Raw genomic sequence first — 20,415 nt, forward strand, 5'->3', positions numbered from 1 at the left:
GGCGGGCGGGGCGTGGGCGTGGTGCGTCCAGCGGTGGAGGCCGCGTAATCGGCGGGCGCGGGGCGCGGGCGTGCGGAACGATGGCGGCGGGCCGGCCGCTCGGGGCCGGCCGCGGGCAGCGCCGGCTCGCCCGTACCGCACGTGAGGACGCAGCCTGATGGATGTACGTGTCGCGCACCGCCGCCTGTTGGGACGGTTGCTGCCCGCCGACGAGCCGGGCGACCTCGTCGTCCACGAGGGGCAGTTCCACCGGGTGGTGGTCGGCGCGGAGCGCGTCGTGTGCCTGCCGCGCAGCGACGCGGCGGCGGCCCGGCTGCCCGAGCGGGCGGCCGTGCTGCGCACGTTGGCCGGGCTCGACCTCGGGTTCCGTACGCCGGTGCCACTGCTCGCGGGCGAGCCGGCCCCCGACGGGCCGGGGTACCTGGTGCTGAGCCGGGTGCCCGGGGCGCCGTTGGACGCCGGGGCGGTGGTGGGGCCGGGGGTGGCCGATGTCGTGACCGACGCCGTGGCGGAGCAGTACGCGGCGCTGCTGACCGGGCTGGCCGTGGCCGGCGCCGACGCGGCGGTGCGCGTGGCGGTGCCGGCGGTCGAGGAGGACCGGTGGCGGCGGTTCGCGGAGCGGGTGCGCGCGGAGCTGTACGGCCTCATGACGGAGGCGGGGCGGCGCCGGGCGGAGCGGGAGTTGACCGCGCTCGACGGCCTGCCGTACCGCGCGGACGCGCTCGTGCACGGCGATCTGGGGGCCGAGAACGTGCTGTGGACCCGCGCGGACGACGGACTGCCCCGGCTGGGCGGCGTGGTGGACTGGGACGAGGTCGTCATCGGTGACCCGGCCGAGGACCTCGCGGCCGTCGGCGCCAGTTACGGAGCGGAGTTCGCGGGGCGGGTACGCGCGTACGGCGGTTGGACGCGGCCGGAGTGGGACGCCCGTATCGACGCCATCCGGGGCACGTTCGCCCTGCAACAGGCCCTGGCCGCGCACCAGGACGGTGACGCGGAGGAGTTGGCGGACGGGCTCGCCGGCTACCGGTGACGCGGGCGGGGCGGGCCCGCGTTCGCGAGCCCGCCCCGTGGTACCGCACCGTGTGGAGTGGGGGTCACTCCGCGACGTACGTGCGGCCCTCCCAGTCGAAGACGCGCAGCACCGCTCCGTGCTGCGAGACGGTCTCCTGGGTGGCGCGGAAGTGCTCGTAGCAGTTGCCCATGGAGAGCTTCAGGTGCGACTGCCGCTCGTCGACGTGCCGGGTGCGGGCCTCGTCCGCCAGGTGCACGGGGCCGCCGCGCAGCAGCGCGTTCGGTGTGGTGGTCGCGTTCGTGGTCATGGTCGTGGTGGTGGCCATGGGCGCTCCCTTGTCCTTTCGTGGATGGGTGTACGGGGTGGGGGGCGGCGGCTAGGCGGTCGCGGCGCCGGCCACGAGGGCCTCGACGGGCAGGCGGAGCCAGTAACTGCCGCGCTGGAACGGGTAGGTGGGCAGTTCCACCAGGCGCCCGCCGAGCCCGGCGTAGGACTGCCGCCAGTCCACCGGCACCCCGGCCGCGTGCAGGTGGGCCAGCGCGGACAGCAGCCCGGACCGGCTGCCGGCCGCGTCCAGGGCATTGGCCGGTAGCACGCCGTCCGCGACGCCCGCGAGGCCCGTGGTGCCCGTCGTCCAGCCAGCGGCCAGGCCGTCGGGCGCGGGGCCGAGCAGGAGCGAGCCGCCGGCGGCGCGGGAGGGCGCGGCCAACTCCTTGGCGCCCCAGTTGTGCGCCCAGTGCTCCGGGGTACGGAGCACGTCCGGGGTGACCGGCTCGCCGGTGACGGCGGACAGCAGCGGGATGGTGGGCGAACGCAGCTCCAGACCGTCCAGCGTGGCGCGGAGCGCGGCCGTGGCATCAGTGGCGGTGACATCGGCGTCGGTGTCGGTGGCGTCCGGGGCCTCGTCGGTACGGGCCAGGGCCAGCAGGAGTTCGACCGCGTCCTGCGGGCGCAGCACCTCGGCGGCGTACGCGGCGGCCAGGGCGCCCGGGCCCGCCCCGATGACCGAGGCCGGCGGCACGCCCCAGCCCTGGAGCAGCGTGAACAGCGCGCAGCCGACGGCGAAGGAGGCCGCGTGCGCGGTGGTGGGCGAGGGCGGCCAGGCACTGGTGTCGGTGCGCAGCGCCCAGTCCCGCGCCGAGTGCTCAAGCCTGGTGTCCAGGTGGGCGCAGACGGCGTCGAGCGCGTCGGCGAAGGCCGGGTAGGCGTCGTACAACTCGCGTACGCCGGGCAGGCCGGTGCCCGTGCCGGGCGGCAGGGCGGGGAAGCCGAACACGGCGGTGCCCTCGGTGGCCGCCGCCACGCCCTGGATGACGGTGCCGGAACCGTCGCGCGTCGTGCCGTCGGCCACCAGCCGCGCGAGGCCGGCCAGCAGGCCCGGCCGGTCGTCGGCGAGGACCACGGCGCGGTGCTCGAAGACGGCGCGGGAGGCGGCCAGCGACCAGCCGACGTCCGTGGGCGTCAGCTCGGGTTCGTCGGCGAGGTGGGCCCGCAGCCGCTCCGCCTGGGCCCGCAGGGCGGGCGCGGAGCGGGCGGAGAGCGGGAAGGCCAGCACGCCGGAGGCCGGCGCGACCGGCTGGGACGCGGTGGCCGGTTCGGCGGGCGGCTCCTCCACGATGATGTGCACCTTGGTGCCGCTGGCGCCGAACGAGGAGACGCCGGCGCGGCGCGGGCGCCCCGTCGCCGGCCACGGCACCGTCTCGGTCAGCAGCCGCACCGTGCCCGAGGACTGGTCGATGTGCGGCGACGGCTCCTCCGAGTGCAGCGACCTGGGCAGCACCCCGTGCCGCATGGCCAGCACCGTCTTGATCAGGCCGAGCACGCCGGATGCGGCCTGCGGGTGGCCGGTGTTGGACTTGTACGAGCCCAGCCACAGCGGCTGCTCCGGGTCGCGGCCCTCGCCGTAGGTGGTCAGCAGCGCCTGGGCCTCGATCGGGTCGCCGAGCGGCGTTCCCGTGCCGTGGCCCTCGACGGCGTCGACCTGGTGGGCGGTGAGCCCGGCGTCCGCCAGGGCCTGGCGGATGACGCGCTGCTGGGACGAGCCGTTGGGCGCGCCGAGGCCGTTGCTGACGCCGTTGTGGTTGACGGCGGAGCCACGGATGACGGCGAGCACCCGGTGGCCGCTGGCGCGGGCCGTGGACAGCTTCTCGACGAGCAGCATGCCCGCGCCCTCGCCCCAGCCGGTGCCGTCGGCGGCGGCCGAGAAGGACTTGCAGCGGCCGTCGGGCGCGGCGCCGACGCCCATGTCGGGCGAGACGGCGGGGTTGGCCAGCACCGAGGCGCCGCCGGCCAGGGCCATCACGCACTCGCCCTGCCGCACCGCCTGGGCGGCCAGGTGCAGCGCGACCGAGGAGGACGAGCAGCCGGTGTCCACGGTCAGGACGGGGCCCTCGAAGCCGAAGGTGTAGGCGATGCGGCCGGTGGCCACGGCCGGTGAGATGCCTCCGCTGAGGAAGGAGCGCGCCTCGTCGGGGACCTGTTGCAGGCCGGTCCAGTAGCCCTGCGAGAAGGTGCCGGCGAAGACGCCGACCCGGCTGCCGCGCAGCGTGTGCGGGGAGACCCCGGCGCGCTCGAACGCCTCCCAGGACATCTCCAGGAGCAGCCGGTGCTGCGGGTCCATGGCGATGGCCTCGGGCTCGCTGATGCCGAAGAACTCCGCGTCGAAGGAGGCCGCTTCGGCGAGGAACCCGCCCTCGCGCACGTACCGCATGCCCGGCACGTCCACGCCGGCGCCCTCCAGGGCCGCCACGTCCCAGCCACGGTCGGTGGGCAGCGGGCCGACGGCGTCGCGCTCGTCGGCGAGCAGTTGCCAGAGCTGTTCGGGGGTCTCCACTCCCCCGGGCGCCCGGCAGGCCATGCCGACGATGACGATCGGGTCGTCGTCCGGTGTGGTCGTCGCCTCAACCGCCGTGTGCGTGGCAGGCGTTGCCGCCTCGTCGGTGGTGTCGGTGAGGTGGCCGACGAGTTGTTCGCGTAGCTCACGGGCGAGCGCGGTGGGCGTCGGGTGGTCGAAGACGACGGTGGCGGGCAGCGTGAGCCCGGTGGCCGTCCCGATGCGGTTGCGCAGCTCGACCGAGGTCAGCGAGTCGAAGCCGAGGTCGCGGAAGGGCTTGCCGGGCTCCACGCCGTCCGGGCTGGCGTGCCCGAGGACGGCGGCGACGTGGCCGCGTACGAGGTCGAGCGCGACCCGGTCGCGGTCGGAGGCGGGGGCGGCGGCCAGCGTCTGGGCGAACGCGCCGTGCTCGCCGTCGGCCACGGCGCCGTGCCCGGTGCCGGTGGCGGGACCGGAGTCGGCGCTCAGCAGCTCCCTGAGGTCGGCCAGGTCGCGGAGCTGGGGGCGGGGGCGCGCGTCGAAGCCGCCGCCGCGCTGGGCGATCTCCTCCCATTCGATGAGGGCCATCGCCACGCACGTCTCGTCGTGGTCGAGGACCTGGCGCAGCGCGCGCAGCGCCAGCTCCGGCTCGATCTCGGAACCGCCCCGGCGGCGCAACTGCGCCTCGGCCTCGCCGGAGGCGATGCCGCCGCCGGCCCAGTGGCCCCAGGCGATGGCGGTGGCCGGGAGGCCCTGGGCGCGGCGGTGCCGGGCCAGCGCGTCGAGGTAGGCGTTGCCGGGCGCGTAGTTGCCCTGCCCCGGCACGCCGAACGTGCCGGCGAACGACGAGAACAGCACGAACGCCGACAGGTCCGCGTCCCGGGTCAGCTCGTGCAGGTTCTCCGCGCCGCGCACCTTGACCCGCAGCACCCGGTCGAGCTGGTCCAGGGTGAGCGAGTCGAGCACCGCGTCGTCCAGGACGGCGGCGGTGTGCACGACGGCGCCCAGCGGGCGGTCGGCGGGGACGGCGGCGAGCAGCGCGGCCAGTTCGGCGCGGTCGGTGATGTCGCACGCGGCGACGGTCACCTCGGCGCCCGCGGCCCGGAGTTCGGCCGCGAGGGCGTCGGCGCCGGGGGCGGCGGGCCCGCGCCGGCTGACGAGCAGCAGGTGCTCGGCCCCGTTGCCGGCCAGCCAGCGGGCGACGTGGCCGCCGAGCGCGCCGGTGCCACCGGTGATCAGTACAGTGCCACGGGGCGCCCAGGCGTGGTCCCGCGCCGGCTCGTGCCACGGGGCGCGCACCAGGCGGTTGGCGAAGACGCCTGCCGGGCGCACGGCCACCTGGTCCTCGCCGTCGAGCCCGGCGAGCACGTCGGCGAGCCGGCCACGGGAGCGCCGGTCCGCCGCCTGGGGCAGGTCGACCAGGCCGCCCCAGCGCTCGGGCACCTCCTCGGCCGCGACCCGGCCAAGGCCCCAGACCTGCGCCTGGAGCGGGTTGGTGAGCGGATCGGAGGGGCCGGTGGAGACGGCGCCACGGGTCGCGCACCACAGCGGCGCCGTTACGGCGGCGTCACCCAGCGCCTGGAGCAGCGTCTGGGTGGCGGCGAAGCCACGCGGGGTGGCGGGGTGCCGGGCGTGCGCCGACTCGTCCAACGGCAGCAGCGACAGCACGCCGGCCAGCTCGCCCGCCCCCTCCACGGCCCGGCGCACCACGGTGGCCAGCGCTGCCCGGTCGGCGCCGTCGGTGTCCGGGTCCACGTCCAGGCGGACGAGGCCGGCGCCGCGCTCGGTGAGGGCGGCGGTGGCGGCCTCGGCCCACGGGTCGCTCGCGTGGGCGGTGGGTACGACCAGCAGCCAGGTGCCGGTCAGCGCGCCGGCCGGGTGGGTGACCGGGCGCCAACTGGTCACGTACCGCCAGGAGTCGATGGTGTCCTGCTCGCGCTGGCCGCGCCGCCAGTCGGCGAGGGCGGGCACCAGCGCCTTGAGGGGTTCGCCGGAGACGCCGAGTTCGGCGGCGAGCCCGTCGAGGTCGGCGTTCTCGACGGCGGACCAGAACCGCTCGTCGGCGCCGCTGGCCGCCGCGCCGCCGGAGCGCTGGGCCCCGTGCTCGACGGGCGGCGCCTCCAGCCAGTACCGCTCACGCTGGAAGGCGTACGTGGGCAGGTCGACGGTGCGGGCCCCGGGGAACTGCGGCGCCCAGTCGATCCGCGCGCCGGCCACGTGCGCCTCGGCCAGCGAGGTCAGGAACCGCCGCGACCCGCCGTCGTCGCGCCGCAGCGACCCGACGGTGGTCACCGGCGCGTCCGCACCGGCCGTCTCCTGGATACTCATCGACAGCACCGGATGGGCCGCGCACTCCACGAAGAAGCCGAAGCCGTCCGCGATCAGCCGCTCCACGGTCGGCCCGAACCGCACCTCCTGCCGCAGGTTCCGCACCCAGTACGCCGCGTCGAGCCCAGCCGTGTCCACGGGCTCGGCCTCGACGGTCGAGTACAGCGGGATCTCGGCGGTACGCGGCACCACGCCGTCCAGGACACGCAGCAACTCGTCCCGGATGGACTCGACCTGCGGGGTGTGCGAGGCGTAGTCCACGGGGATGCGCTTGGCCCGCACCTCATCCGCCTCACAGCCGGCGATCAGCTCATCGAGGGCGGCGGGCTCGCCGGCGACGACGGTGGAGGCCGCGCCGTTCACGGCGGCGACCGCGATCCGCGCACCGTACGGGGCGATCCGCTCCTCCGCCTCGGAGCGCGGCAGGCCGAGCGAGACCATGCCGCCCTTGCCCGCGAGCCGCTGTCCGATCACCTTCGAGCGCAGGGCCACGACCCGCGCCCCGTCCTCCAACGACAACGCTCCGGCGACCACGGCAGCGGCGATCTCACCCTGCGAGTGACCCACCACGGCGGCCGGCTCAACCCCGTACGAACGCCACAGCTCGGCGAGGGAGACCATCACCGCCCACGAGATCGGCTGCACGACGTCAACCCGCTCCAGCGAACCGTCCAACTCGGCCGCGAAGTCCCAGTCGATGAACGGGGCCAACGCCTGGCCACACCGCGCCATCGACTCCGCGAACACCGGAGCCGACGCCATCAACTCCCGCGCCATGCCCACCCACTGCGCGCCCTGCCCCGGGAAGACGAAGACGGGGCGGGCCGTTCCGTCGGCGGTGCCACGGACGAGGTGGGGGGACTCGGCGCCCTCGGCGAGGAGGGTGAGGTGGTGCAGCAGGTCGTCCCGGTCGGTGCCGACGAGCGCCGCGCGGTGCGGGTGGGCGGTGCGAGTGGTGGCGAGGGAGAGGCCGAGGTCGGCGGCGGTCTGGGCCGGGTGGCGGCGCGCGTGGTCGAGCAGTCGGGTGGCCTGGTCGCGCAGCGCGGCGGGGCTCTTGGCGGACAGCAGCCAGGGCAGCGCCCCGGCGAGGCCCGGCGCCCCGTGCCCCGTGCCCCGTTCGGCCGGCTCCGTGCCCCGTGCTCCGTGCCCCGTGGCCGTGGCCCCGTGCCCCGTGCTCCGTGGTGTCGGCTCCGGGGCCTGCTCCAGGATGAGGTGGGCGTTGGTGCCGCTCATGCCGAACGAGGAGACGGCGGCCCGACGCGGGCGCCCCGTCTCGGGCCAGGGGCGGGCCTCGGTGAGGAGTTCGACGGCGCCGGCCGACCAGTCGATGTGCGGGGACGGCTCGTCCACGTGCAGCGTCTTGGGCAGCAGCCCGCCGCGCAGGGCCATCACCATCTTGATGACCCCGCCGATACCGGCCGCCGCCTGCGCGTGGCCCAGGTTGGACTTGATGGAGCCGAGCCACAGCGGGTGCGGCGTCTGCTCCGGGGTGCGCTTGCCGTACGTGGCGAGCAGCGCCTCCGCCTCGATCGGGTCACCGAGCCGGGTGCCGGTGCCGTGCGCCTCGACGGCGTCGACCTCGTGCGCGCCGAGTCGGGCGTCGTCCAGGGCCTGGCGGATGACGCGGCGCTGGGAGGGGCCGTTGGGGGCGGTGAGGCCGTTGCTGGCGCCGTCCTGGTTGACGGCCGAGCCGCGCAGCACGGCGAGCACCTGGTGACCGTTGCGTACGGCGTCCGACAGGCGCTCCACGAGCAGCACGCCGACGCCCTCGGACCAGCCGGTGCCGTCGGCGCTGGCGGCGAACGCCTTGCAGCGGCCGTCCGGGGCGAGCCCGCGCTGCCGGCTGAACTCCTGGAACACGCCGGGGCTCGACATGATCGTCGCGCCGCCCGCGAGGGCCAGGGTGCACTCGCCCCGGCGCAGCGCCTGCGCCGCCAGGTGCAGGGCGACCAGCGAGGACGAGCAGGCCGTGTCCACGGTGACGGCGGGGCCCTCAAGGCCCAGGGTGTAGGCGACGCGGCCCGACACGACGCTGGTGGCGGTGCCGGTGAGGGTGTAGCCCTGCACGTCCTCGGGGAGTTCGTCCAGGTCGGTGCCGTAGGCGGGGGCACCGGCGCCGATGTAGACGCCGGTCTTGCTGCCGCGCAGGGTCTCGGGCCTGATGCCGGACCGCTCCAGGGTCTCCCAGGCGGTCTCAAGAAGCAGCCGCTGCTGCGGGTCCATGGCGAGCGCCTCGCGGGGCGAGATGCCGAAGAACGCCGCGTCGAACTCGGTGGCGTCGTGGACGAAGCCGCCGTCGCTGACGTAGCTCGTGCCGTGCGTGGACAGCTCGGGGTCGGTCAGCGCGGCCAGGTCCCAGCCACGGTCGGTGGGCAGCGGGGACAGCGCGTCGGCGCCGTCCACGACGAGTTGCCACAGGTCCTCGGGCGTTGCCACGCCGCCGGGGAAGCGGCAGGCCATGCCGACGATGGCGATCGGCTCGCGCTGGGCGGCGAGGAGTTCCTCGTTGTGCTGGCGCAGCCGTTCGGCCTCGGTGACCGAGGCCCGGAGCGCTTCGACGATGGTTTCCGTTGAGGTGGCGGATCGTTGGGTGGTCATGTACGCACTCAGCTCCGGGGTCGCTTCAGGATTCGTTCTTGCGCAGCGCCATCTGGACGAGGTCGCCGACGTCCATGGCCGCGATGGACGCGGCGTCGGCCTTCTCGTCGCCATCGGCGGAGCCGTGGTCGAGGCCGGTGATACGCAGCAGGGTGTCCATGACGCCGGCGTCACGGAGCGTGGACAGGGGCAGGGCGGCCAGCGCCTGGCGGAACGCGACCTCCTGCGGATCGCCCTCGGCGCCCGCGCCGGGCGCGGCCTCGTCGCCGGTCGCGAGTTCGTCCGCCAGGTGGGCGGCGAGCGCGAGCGGCGTCGGGTGGTCGAAGACCACGGCCGCGGCCAGCTTGAGGCCGGTGGCCGCGCCGAGCCGGTTACGGAGTTCGACCGCGGTGAGCGAGTCGAAGCCCACGTCCCGGAAGGGCCGTTCGGCCTCGATGCCCTGGGCGTTGGCGTGGCCGAGGACGGTGGCGGCGTGGGTGCGTACGAGGTCGAGCAGGACGCGTTCGCGCTCGGCGCGCGGGGCGCGGGCCAGTCGCTGGGCGAGCGCGGCGGCGCCCGAAGTGTCGACGGCCGCGCTCGCGGCCCGCCGCTGCGGGGCCCGGACCAGGCCACGGAGGAGCGCCGGCACCTCCTCGGTGGCGGCCTTGGCGCGCCACATGCCGAGGTTGAACCTGGCCGGCAGCAGCATCGCGGCGTCCGCCGCCAGGGCCGCGTCGAACAGCGCGAGGCCCTGTTCGTTGCTGAGCGCCTGGACGCCGGAGCGGCTGACCCGGGCCAGGTCCTCGCGGCCCAGCTTGCCGGTCATGCCGCTGGCCTCCTCCCACAGACCCCAGGCCAGCGAGAGCGCGGGCAGGCCGTGCTCCCTGCGGCGCGCGGCGAGGGCGTCCAGGTAGGAGTTGGCCGCCGCGTAGTTGCCCTGCCCGGAGCCGCCGAGGACGCCGCCCATGGAGGAGAAGAGGACGAACGCGGCCAGGTCGTGCCCGGCGGTCAGCTCGTGCAGGTTGCGGGCCGCGTCCACCTTGGGCCGCAACACCCGCTCCACCTGCTCCTCGGTGAGCGAGCCGATGACCCCGTCGTCCACGACGCCGGCCACGTGTACCACCGCCGTCAGCGGGCGGTCCGCCGGGATGGCCGCGAGGGTCGCGGCCAGCGCGTCCCGGTCGGCCGCGTCACAGGCCACCAACTCCGGCTCCGCGCCCGCCTTGCGCAACTCGGCGAGGAGTTCGTCGGCCCCGTCGGCGGCCGGACCGCGCCGGCTGGTCAGCAGCAGGTGCCGTACGCCGTGCTCGGTGGCCAGGTGCCGGGCGACCAGGCCGCCGAGGGTGCCGGTGGCGCCGGTGACCAGCACCGTGCCGGCGTTGTTCCAGGCGGCCGGGACGGTGAGGACCACCTTGCCGACGTGCTTGGCCTGGCTGACGTGTCGGAACGCCTCGGGCGCACGGCGCACGTCCCAGGAGCGCACCGGCAGCGGGGTCAGCTCGCCGCGCGCGAGCAGGCCCACGACCTCGGTGAGCATGGCGCCGATCCGGTCCGGGCCGCTGGTGATCAGGTCGAAGGCGTTGTACGTGACGCCCTGGTGCCGGGCGGCGACGTCGGCGGGTTCGCGGATGTCGGTCTTGCCCATCTCCAGGAAGTGGCCACCGCGCGGCAGGAGGGCGAGCGAGGCGTCCACGTACTCCCCCGCCAACGAGTTCAGCACCACATCCACACCACGGCCCCCGGTCACGGCCAGGAACCGGTCCCGGAACTCCAACGAACGCGAGGACGCGATGTGGTCATCGGCCACCCCGAGCCCACGCAACACCTCCCACTTGGGCTCACTCGCCGTCGCGAACACCTCGGCACCACGCAACTTCGCCAACTGCACCGCCGCCATCCCCACACCACCAGCCGCCGCGTGGACGAGCACGGTGTCACCCGGGCCCACACCGGCCAGGTCCACCAGCCCCATCCACGCCGTCAGGAACACCACCGGAACGGTGGCGCCCTGCTCGTACGACCAGCCGGCGGGCAACGGGGCCAACAGGCGGTGGTCGGTGACGGCGTACGGGCCCATGGCGTCGGGAAGCAGGCCGAGCACGCGGTCGCCGGGGGCGAAGCCGGTGACGTCGGGGCCGGTCTCCAGGACGATGCCGGCGCCCTCGTTGCCGAGCGGCGGGGCGTCGCCCGGGTACATGCCGAGCGCGATGAGCACGTCGCGGAAGTTGAGTCCGGTGGCCCGTACGGCGACGCGCACCTCGCCGGCCGCCAGCGGCCGGCTCGCCTCCGGGTTGGCGGCCAGCTCCAGGTCGTCCAGGGTGCCGGAGCCGCCCCGTACGGCCAGGTGCCAGGGGCCATCGGCCGGCGGCAGCAGCGCGCCGTCGCCGGTGGCGCGGGCGAGTCGCGGTACGAACACCGCGTCACCCTGGACCCGCGTCTGCGGTTCGCCGCAGGCCAGCGCGGCGGCGAGGCCGGCGGCCGGCAGCGGGGCGAGGGCGGTGGGGTCGCCGTCGAGGGCCGGGGCGGCGGAGCCGGCCGCGACGGGCTGGACCGTGCCTTCGGCGTCGGACGCCTCGGCCACCTCGACGAGCAGCAGGCGGCCCGGGTTCTCCGACTGCGCGGAGCGCACCAGGCCCGCCGCCGCGGCGTGCGCGAGCAGGCCGTGCCGGGTGACGACGGCCAGCGTGGCGTCGGCGAACCGGTCGTCGGCCAGCCAGGCGCGAACCAGGTCGAGGGTGCCGGTCACGGCGGCCCGAACGTCCTCGGTGGGCGGCACCGGGGCGACCACCACGTCGGGCAGGTCGGCGGGGAGTTCGGTCAGGCTCGGCGCGTCCTGGCCGAGGATCGCGACCCGGCCCGGTGCGCGCGCTTCGCCCGCCGGAGCCGGCACCCAGTCCACGCGGAACAGCGCGTCGCGCACCTCGGCGTGCGCCTCGCGCAGCGCGCCGGCCGACACGGGGCGCAGCACCAGCGAGTCGACGGTGGCCACCGGGGCGCCGGTGGCGTCCGCGACGGTCACGCTCACCGCGTCGGTCCCGGACGGCGTGAGCCGCACCCGCACCGTCGCGGCGCCGTTCGCGTACAGCTCGACGCCGCTCCACGCGAACGGCAGCACCGACTGGCCGCTGGTGCGCAGCAGCCCGCCCAGGCCGATCGGGTGCAGCGCGGCGTCCAGGACGGCCGGGTGCAGCCCGAAGCCGGCCGCCTCGTTCGCCGCGTCGAGCGCGACCTCGGCGAAGACCTCCTCGCCCCGTCGCCACGCGGCCCGCAGGCCCTGGAAGGCCGGGCCGTAGAGCGAGCCGGCCTCGGCGAGCCGGGCGTAGAAGTCGGTCAGGTCGACCGGTTCGGCGTCCTGCGGCGGCCAGGCGGTCAGCGCGTACGGGGCGGCGGACCCGGCCGGGGACAGCTCGCCGACCGCGTGGCAGGACCACTCGCCCTCGGCGCCGTCGGCGCCGTCGGGGCGGGAGTGGACCCGCACGGGGCGGGTGCCGGACTCGGTGGGCTCGCCGACGGTGACCTGGAGCTGCACGCCGCCCCGTGCGGGCAGCAACAGCGGGGCCTGGAGGGTCAGTTCCTCGACGCGCCCGCAGCCGACCTCGTCGCCGGCGCGGACGGCCAGCTCCACGAAGGCCGTGCCGGGCAGCAGCACCGCGCCGGCCACGCGGTGGTCCGCGAGCCAGGGGTGGGTGTGCGTGGAGAGGCGGCCGGTGAGCAGCACGCCGCCGCCGTCGGCGAGCGGGACGGCCGCGCCGAGCAGCGGGTGCCCGGGCGAGGCGAGCCCGATGGCGGTGGCGTCGCCCCGGCTGGCGGAGGGCCGCAGCCAGTAGTGCTCGCGCTGGAAGGCGTAGGTGGGCAGGTCCACGGTCGCGGCGGCCGGGAAGAGCGCCGACCAGTCCACGGCGACGCCGTTGGCGTGCGCGCGGGCCAGCGCCTCGACGGCGGTGCGCGGCTCGGCCTTGTCCTTGCGCAGCAGCGGCACCAGCGTCGCTTCGGACGCGTCGGCCAGGCACTCCTGTGCCATGCCGGTCAGCGTCCCGTCGGCGCCGACCTCAAGGAGGACGGTGGCCCCGTCTGCGTGGAGTCGGCGTACGGCGTCGTGGAAGCGGACGGGCTCGCTGACGTGCCGTACCCAGTACTCCGGGTCGCTCCAGTCGCCGTCGATCCGGCCACCGGTGGTCACCACGCCAAGCTCCGGATTGCCGAAGGTGAGCCCGGCGACCACGGCGCGGAACTCGTCCAGCATTGGCGCCATCAGCGGCGAGTGGAACGCGTGGCTCACCCGCAACCGCTTCACCCGACGACCCAGGGCCCGGAACCGCTCCTCCAGCTCCGCGACCGCCGTCTCCGCACCGGAGACCACCACCGACGTGGGCCCGTTGACCGCCGCCACGCTCACCTGGTCCGTGTGCTCGGCCAGCGCCTCGGCCACCTCGACCTCGGACGCCTGAACCGCCAACATCGCGCCACCATCCGGCAACGCCTGCATCAACCGACCGCGCACGGCGACCAGTTGGCACGCGTCGGCCAGCGACAGCACCCCGGTCACGTGCGCCGCCGCGATCTCGCCCACCGAGTGGCCGGCGACCTGGGCCGGCCTGATGCCCCAGGACTCCAGGAGCCGGAACAGGGCCACTTCGAGGGCGAACAGGGCCGGCTGCGCGTACTCGGTACGCTCCAACACCGCCGCGTCCTCGCCCCACACCACCTCGCCCAACGGACGCGGCAGCGCACCGTCCAACTCCCCCACCACGGCGTCCCACGCCTCGGCGAAGGCCGGGAACGCCGCGTACAACTCGCGCCCCATCCCCAGGCGCTGGCTGCCCTGGCCGCCGAACAGCAGCGCGGTGCGGCCGGCGGTCGCCTGGCCGGTGACGGCGTCGGGGGTGGGGGTGTCGTCGGCGAGGTGGGCGAGGGCGGCGAGGAGTTCGGCGCGGGACTCGCCCAGTGCCACGGCGCGGTGGCTGAGGTCCGCGCGGGAGGCGGCCAGTGAGGCGCCGACGGCGGCCAGCGGCAGTTCGGGGTTGGCCTCCAGGTGGGCGAGCAGGCGCGCGGCCTGGGCGCGCAGCGCCGCTGTGCCACGGGCCGACAGCGGCCACGGGGTGACCGGCAGGGGCGCCGGGGCCCGGGCGGGCTCGGGGGTCGCGGGGGCCTCGGCCGGCGGGGCCTGCTCGATGATCACGTGGGCGTTGGTGCCGCTGACGCCGAACGAGGAGACGGCGGCCCGGCGCGGGGAGCCGGGCGCGGTCTCCCACGGGCGGTCCTCGGTGAGCAGCGCCACGGCGCCCGACGCCCAGTCGACCTCGGCCGTCGGCTCGTCCACGTGCAGCGTCCTGGGCAGCGTGCCCGCCCGCATCGCCAGCACCATCTTGATGATGCCGGCGACGCCGGCCGCGGCCTGGGTGTGCCCGAGGTTGGACTTGACGGAGCCCAGCCACAGCGGCTGGTCGGCGGCGCGCTGCTTGCCGTACGTGGCGAGCAGGGCCTGTGCCTCGATGGGGTCGCCCAGCGGGGTGCCGGTGCCGTGCGCCTCGACGGCGTCCACGTCGGCCGCGCTCAGCCCGGCGTTGGCGAGGGCGGCCTCGATGACGCGCTGCTGGGAGGGGCCGTTGGGGGCGGTGAGGCCGTTGCTGGCGCCGTCCTGGTTGATGGCCGAGCCTCGGACGACGGCGAGGACCTGGTGGCCGTTCCTGCGCGCGTCGGACAGCCGCTCCACGAGCAGCACGCCCACGCCCTCGGACCAGCCGGTGCCGTCGGCGCCCGCCGCGAACGCCTTGCAGCGGCCGTCCGGGGCGAGCCCGCGCTGCCGGCTGAACTCGACGAAGACCTCGGCGCCCGGCATCACGGCGACGCCGCCCGCCAGGGCCATGGTGCACTCGCCACCGCGCAGCGCCTGCACGGCCATGTGCAGGGCGACCAGCGAGGACGAGCAGGCGGTGTCGACGGTGACGGCCGGGCCCTCGAAGCCGAAGGTGTACGAGACGCGGCCGGAGAGCACGCTGGAGGCGTTGCCCGTCATGAGGTAGCCCTCGGCGCCCTCGGGCAGGTCCTGGAGGCCGGTGACGTAGCCGCGGTGGCCGGCGCCGACGAACACGCCGGTGGGCGTGGACTCCAGGCTGGCCGGGGCGATCCCGGCGCGCTCCAGGGCCTCCCAGGAGGTCTCCAGGAGCAGCCGCTGCTGCGGGTCCATGGCCAGTGCCTCGCGGGGCGAGATGCCGAAGAACGCGGCGTCGAACTCGGCCGCGTCGTAGAGGAACCCGCCCTCGCGGACGTACGTCTTGCCGGCGGCGTCCGGGTCCGGGTCGTACATCCCCTCCACGTCCCAGCCACGGTCGGTGGGGAAGCCGGCGATGGCGTCGCCGCCGGCCGCGAGCAACTCCCACAGCTCCTCGGGCGAGCGCACCCCGCCCGGCATCCGGCAGGCCATGCCGACGATGGCGATGGGCTCGTCGGACGCGGCGGCCGTGGCGCGCGCGGCGGGGGCCGCGTCGGCGGTGGTCGGGGCGCCGATGAGGGCGCCGCGCAGGTGACGGGCGAGGGCGTACGGCGTGGGGTGGTCGAAGACCAGGGTGGCGGGGAGCCTGAGCCCGGTCGCGGTGTTCAGCCGGTTGCGCAGGTCCACGGCGATGAGCGAGTCCACGCCCAGGTCCTTGAACGCCCGGTCCGGGTCGACGCCCTGCGGGTCGGGGTGGCCGAGCGCGGCGCCGGCGTGCGTACGGACCAGGGTGAGCAGTTCGCGGTCCTGGTCGGCCGCCGGGAGCGGGGCCAGGCGCTGGGCCAGCTCCGTCGCGCCGCCGGCGGCGGACGGGGCGCCGGCCGACGGGGCCGTGGCCGCTTCGATGGCGGCGCGGGCCTCGGGGACACCGGTGATCAGCGGGTAGGGGCGCACGGTGGTGGCGTTGGGGGCGATGGTGGCCCAGTCGATGTCCACGACACCGAGGACGGTGTCGCCCGAGGCGATGGCGCGCTCCAGGGAGGCGACGGCGCGTTCGGGGTCCATGGGCGGCACGCCGTCGGCGCGCAGCCGCTCCCCCACCTCGCCGTCGGCGAGGCCGCCGCCGCCCCACGAGCCCCACATCACGGAGGTCGCCGGCAGGCCCTGGGCCCGTCGGTGGGCGGCGAGGGCGTCCAGGTAGGTGTTGGCCGCCGCGTAGTTGGCCTGCCCGATGCTCGGGAAGACGCTGGCGAACGAGGAGAACAGCACGAACGCCGTCAGGTCGCGCCCGGCGGTCAGCTCGTGCAGGTGGGCGGCGGCGGTGGCCTTGGGGCGTACGACGCCGGCCACGCGCTCGGGGGTGAGGGAGTCCACGATGGTGTCGTCGAGGACGCCGGCCGCGTGGAAGACGGCCGTCAGGGGCCGGTCGGCGGGGAGGGCGTCGAGGGTGGCGGCGAGCGCGTCGCGGTCGGCGGCGTCGCAGGCGGCGATGGTGACGGCCGCGCCGAGCCCGGTCAGTTCCCGCTCCAGTTCGGCGGCGCCGGGCGCGTCCGGGCCCCGACGGCTGGTGAGCAGCAGGTGCTGGGCGCCGGCGCGGGCCAGCCAGCGGGCGACGTGCGCGCCGAGCGCGCCGGTGCCGCCGGTGATGAGGATGGTGCCGGGGCCCGGGCGCCAGGTAGCGGTCACGGGGCGGTCGGCGCCGCCCGCGCGCACCAGGCGGGCGGCGAACAGGCCGGCCGGGCGCACCGCGAGCTGGTCCTCGCCCGCGCCGCCGGCCAGCGCGGCGGCCAGGGCGCGCTGGGCCCGCTCGCCGGCGTCGGCGGGCAGGTCCACGACGCCGCCCCAGCGCTGCGGGTACTCCAGCGCGGCCACCCGGCCGACGCCCCAGACGGGGGCGGTGGCGGGGTGGGTGACGGGGTCGGCCTCGCCGGTGGAGACGGCGCCCCGGGTGGCGCACCACAGCGGGGCGTCCAGGCCGGCGTCGCCCATCGCCTGGAGCAGGGCCAGGGTGCCGAGGGTGCCGGCGGTGAGTTCGGGGTGCGCGGCGTTCGGGGTGGTGTCCAGGGCCAGCAGGGAGAGCACGCCGGCGACGGGGCCGTTCCCCGTGGTGGCCGTCTGCGCGGTGTCAGTCTGCTGTCCCGCGTCGGCACCGTGCCCCGTGTCGGCACCGTGCCCCGCGTCGGCCAGGACGGTGCGCAGGGTGTGGGCCAACTCCTCGCGGGAGGCCGACGGGTCCACGCGGACCCGCAGGACGTGCGCGCCGGCGCCGGTCAGGGCCCGGGCGGACGCGGCCAACCAGGCCGCGCCGTCGGCGCCGTACGCTCCGTCCGCTCCGGTCGCCCCGTCGTCAGCCGCGCCGTCGGCGCCCGCGCCGGGCAGCTCCGGGGTGAGCAGCAGCCAGGTGCCGGGCAGCGTGCCGGTGGCCGGAGTGGGCAGCGGCTGCCAGTCGAGCCGGTAGCGCCAGGAGTCGAGCACCGAGCGCTCGCGCTCCCGGCGCCGCCAGGCGGACAACGCCGGCAGCACGTCCGCCAGCGGCTGGTCGGCGCCGACGGCCAGCGCGTCGGTCAGGTCGGCCAGGTCCTCGCGCTCGACCGCGTCCCAGAACCGGTCCTCGTGCGCGTCCCGCCCACCACCGCTGGCCGCCGCGTCGCGCGCCTCCAGCCAGTACCGGTCGCGCTGGAAGGCGTACGTGGGCAGCTCCACCGTGCGCGCGCCGGCCAGCAGCGGCGCCCAGTCCACGGCGACGCCGCGCGCGTACGCCTCGGCGAGCGAGCGTACGAAGCGGTCCAACCCGCCCTCGTCGCGGCGCAGCGAACCGACGGCGGCGACCTCCGCCACGCCCGCCTGCTCGGCGGTCTCGCCGACCGCCATCGCGAGCACCGGGTGCGAGCTGGACTCGATGAACGTGCGGTGCCCCAGGTCGATCAGGTCCGCGATGACCTGCTGGAACTCGACGGTCTGGCGCAGGTTGCGTACCCAGTACGCGGCGTCGAGCCCGGCCGTGTCGAGCAGCGCCCCGTCCACCGTGGAGTAGAACGGCACGGCGGCCGGGCGCGGCGCGACCCCGTCCAGGACGCGCAGCAACTCGTCGCGGACGGAGTCCACCTGCGGAGAGTGCGAGGCGTAGTCCACGGGGATGCGCTTGGCGCGTACGTCGTCGGCCTCGCAGCCGGCCACCAGCTCGTCCAGCGCGGCGGGTTCACCGGCCACCACCGTGGACGACGCCCCGTTGACCGCGGCGACGGTGACCCGGCCGGCGTACGGGGCGATACGTTCCTCGGCCTCGGCGCGCGGCAGGCCCAGCGAGACCATGCCGCCCTGCCCGGCGAGGCGTTCGCCGATCACCTTCGAACGGAGCGCGACCACCCGCGCCCCGTCCTCGTACGACAGCGCACCGGCCACCACAGCGGCGGCGATCTCACCCTGCGAGTGACCCACCACCGCCGCCGGCTCAACCCCGTACGAACGCCACAGCTCGGCCAGCGAGACCATCACCGCCCACGAGATCGGCTGCACCACGTCAACCCGCTCCAGCGAGCCGTCCAACTCGGTCGCGAAGTCCCAGTCGATGAACGGGGCCAACGCCTGGCCACACCGCTCCATCGACTCCGCGAACACCGGAGCCGACACCATCAACTCCCGCGCCATGCCCACCCACTGGGCGCCCTGGCCCGGGAAGACGAAGACGGCCTTGCCGCCCTGCTGGGCCGCACCGACGGCGGCCGTCGGGGTGGCCTCCTCGCGGGCGACGGCGGCCAGGCCGGCCAGCAGCTCCGTACGGTCGGCTCCGACGACGACGGCGCGGTGCTCCAGGGCGGCCCGGGTGCGGACCAGCGAGGCGGCCACGTCCCGGGGCGCCAGCTCGGGGCGCTCGGTGAGGAAGGCGTGCAGCCGCAGCGCCTGCGCGCGCACCGCGGCGGGGCTCTTGCCCGCGACGACCCACGGCAGCACGCCCGCGACGGACGGGGCCGCGTCCCGCGTGCCGGGTGCCTGGGGTGCGGTGCCGGCGTCGGCTGCCCCGGGCTCGGCGTCGGACTCGGTCTCCGGCTCCAACTCCGGCTCGGGTGCCTGCTCCAGGATCACGTGCGCGTTGGTGCCACTGATCCCGAACGACGAGACACCAGCCCGCCACGGCTCCGCCTTCTCCGGCCACGGCCGCGCCTGGGTCAACAACGACACCGCACCCGCCGACCAGTCGATGTGCGGCGACGCCTCCTCCGCGTGCAACGTCCGGGGCAGTACCCCCTGCCGCAGCGACATCACCGTCTTGATCACACCAGCCACACCGGCCGCCGCCTGCGCGTGCCCGATGTTCGACTTGAACGAGCCGAGCCACAGCGGGCGGTCGGCGGGGCGGCCCTGGCCGTACGTGGCGAGCAGGGCCTGCGCCTCGATCGGGTCGCCGAGCGGGGTGCCGGTGCCGTGCGCCTCCACCGCGTCCACCTGGCCGGCGTTCAGCTTGGCGTTGATCAGCGCCTGGCGGATGACGCGCTCCTGCGCGGGGCCGCTCGGGGCGCTCAGCCCGTTGCTGGCACCGTCCTGGTTCACGGCCGAACCGCGCACCACCGCCAGCACCTGGTGCCCGTTCTTCCGCGCGTCCGAGAGCCGCTCGACCAGGAGGACCCCGACGCCCTCGGCCAGGCCCAGGCCGTCGGCGCCAGCGCCGAACGCCTTGCAGCGGCCGTCGCGGGACATGCCGCGCTGCCGGCTGAAGGCGACGAACCCGCCGGGGCTGGAGAGCACCGCGACGCCGCCGGCCAGCGCCATCGAGCAGTCGCCCTGTCGCAGCGCGTTGCAGGCCAGGTGCAGCGCGACCAGCGAGGACGAGCAGGCCGTGTCCAGGGTGACGGCCGGGCCCTCAAGGCCGAAGGTGTAGGCGATGCGGCCGGAGACGACGCTCGCGTTGGAGCCGGTCAGCAGGTGCCCCTCCAGGCCCTCGGGGGCGCTGGCGATGTCGGTGAAGTAGTCGGGGCGGTTGGAGCCGATGAAGGTGCCGATACGGCTGCCGCGCACGCTGCCCGGGTCGATGCCACTGCGCTCGAACACCTCCCAGGTGGTCTCCAGGAGCAGCCGCTGCTGCGGGTCCATCGCGACGGCCTCGCGCGGCGAGATGCCGAACACGTCCGGGTCGAACTCGGCGGCCTCGTAGAGGAACCCGCCGTCCTTGACGTAGCTCTTGCCGGGCGCGTCCGGGTCCGGGTCGTACAGCTCCTCCAGGTCCCAGCCTCGGTCCGTGGGGAACCCCGAGACGGCGTCGGCGCCCTCGTCGACCATCTGCCACAGGTCCTCGGGCGAGGCCACGCCGCCGGGGAAGCGGCAGGCCATGCCGACGATGGCGATGGGCTCGCCGGCCGCCTCCTCCACGCTGCGCAGGCGCTGCTTGGTCTCGTGCAGATCGGTCGTTACCCACTTGAGGTAGTCGCGGAGCGTCTCTTCTTTACTGGCCACTGGGTTCCCCTACGGAATTGTTCATGAAAGTGGGTAAGTCGAGGTGTCCCGCCCTTTCCGCTGCCGCTCGGATTTCCCCGTGGATTTCTCGACCGGCCGCGCCGCCTGATGTCGTTCGGCGGGCGCCGCCGCCGTGTCGCGGCGCGGCACTTGTCGCGTGCCGGTCGGTGCGGGCCGGCGCCGTTACGGGGCGCTGGCCAGCGGCCCGGGGCCGTCGGGCCCACGGGGATGCCGTACGGGGCCCGCCACGGGGCGCGCCGCTTCGAGCGGTGCGCGCCCCGGGCGGGGCGGTGCTGGAAAGGA

The 20,415-nt window shown here is 76.0% G+C and carries 4 protein-coding genes; 1 reads left to right on the forward strand and 3 read right to left on the reverse strand.

Features of this window, described 5'->3' with window-relative positions; all coding sequences use genetic code 11:
* Positions 1–157 precede the first annotated feature (157 nt).
* Entirely contained in the window at positions 158–1,033 is an 876-nt protein-coding gene (locus tag OYE22_RS09125) for an aminoglycoside phosphotransferase family protein (protein ID WP_277319938.1), read from the forward strand.
* Between the two features lie 64 nt (positions 1,034–1,097).
* On the opposite strand, the gene OYE22_RS09130 is transcribed toward OYE22_RS09125, so the two are convergent.
* The 3 genes from OYE22_RS09130 to OYE22_RS09140 are packed head-to-tail and all read right to left on the reverse strand — an operon-like array spanning position 1,098 to position 20,112.
* Positions 1,098–1,340: a DUF5988 family protein gene (locus OYE22_RS09130; protein ID WP_277319939.1), complete on the reverse strand. Its 243-nt coding sequence runs from the start codon at positions 1,338–1,340 to the stop codon at positions 1,098–1,100.
* 51 nt (positions 1,341–1,391) lie between these two features.
* A complete protein-coding gene (locus OYE22_RS09135) occupies positions 1,392–8,753 on the reverse strand; it encodes a type I polyketide synthase (RefSeq protein ID WP_277319940.1) in 7,362 nt (2,453 codons plus the stop codon).
* Between the two features lie 25 nt (positions 8,754–8,778).
* Positions 8,779–20,112 (reverse strand): type I polyketide synthase, encoded by an 11,334-nt coding sequence (locus OYE22_RS09140; RefSeq protein WP_277319941.1) that lies wholly within the window; start codon positions 20,110–20,112, stop codon positions 8,779–8,781.
* Between the last annotated feature and the right edge of the window lie 303 nt (positions 20,113–20,415).

The organism is Streptomyces sp. 71268 (assembly GCF_029392895.1).
Taxonomy (GTDB): Bacteria; Actinomycetota; Actinomycetes; order Streptomycetales; family Streptomycetaceae; genus Streptomyces.

Excerpts from the sequence above, each read along its gene's own strand:
- OYE22_RS09135 (WP_277319940.1), bottom strand. The coding sequence starts at position 8,753 with ATGACCACCCAACGATCCGCCACCTCAACGGAAACCATCGTCGAAGCG.
- OYE22_RS09125 (WP_277319938.1), top strand. The coding sequence starts at position 158 with ATGGATGTACGTGTCGCGCACCGCCGCCTGTTGGGACGGTTGCTGCCC.
- OYE22_RS09130 (WP_277319939.1), bottom strand. The coding sequence starts at position 1,340 with ATGGCCACCACCACGACCATGACCACGAACGCGACCACCACACCGAAC.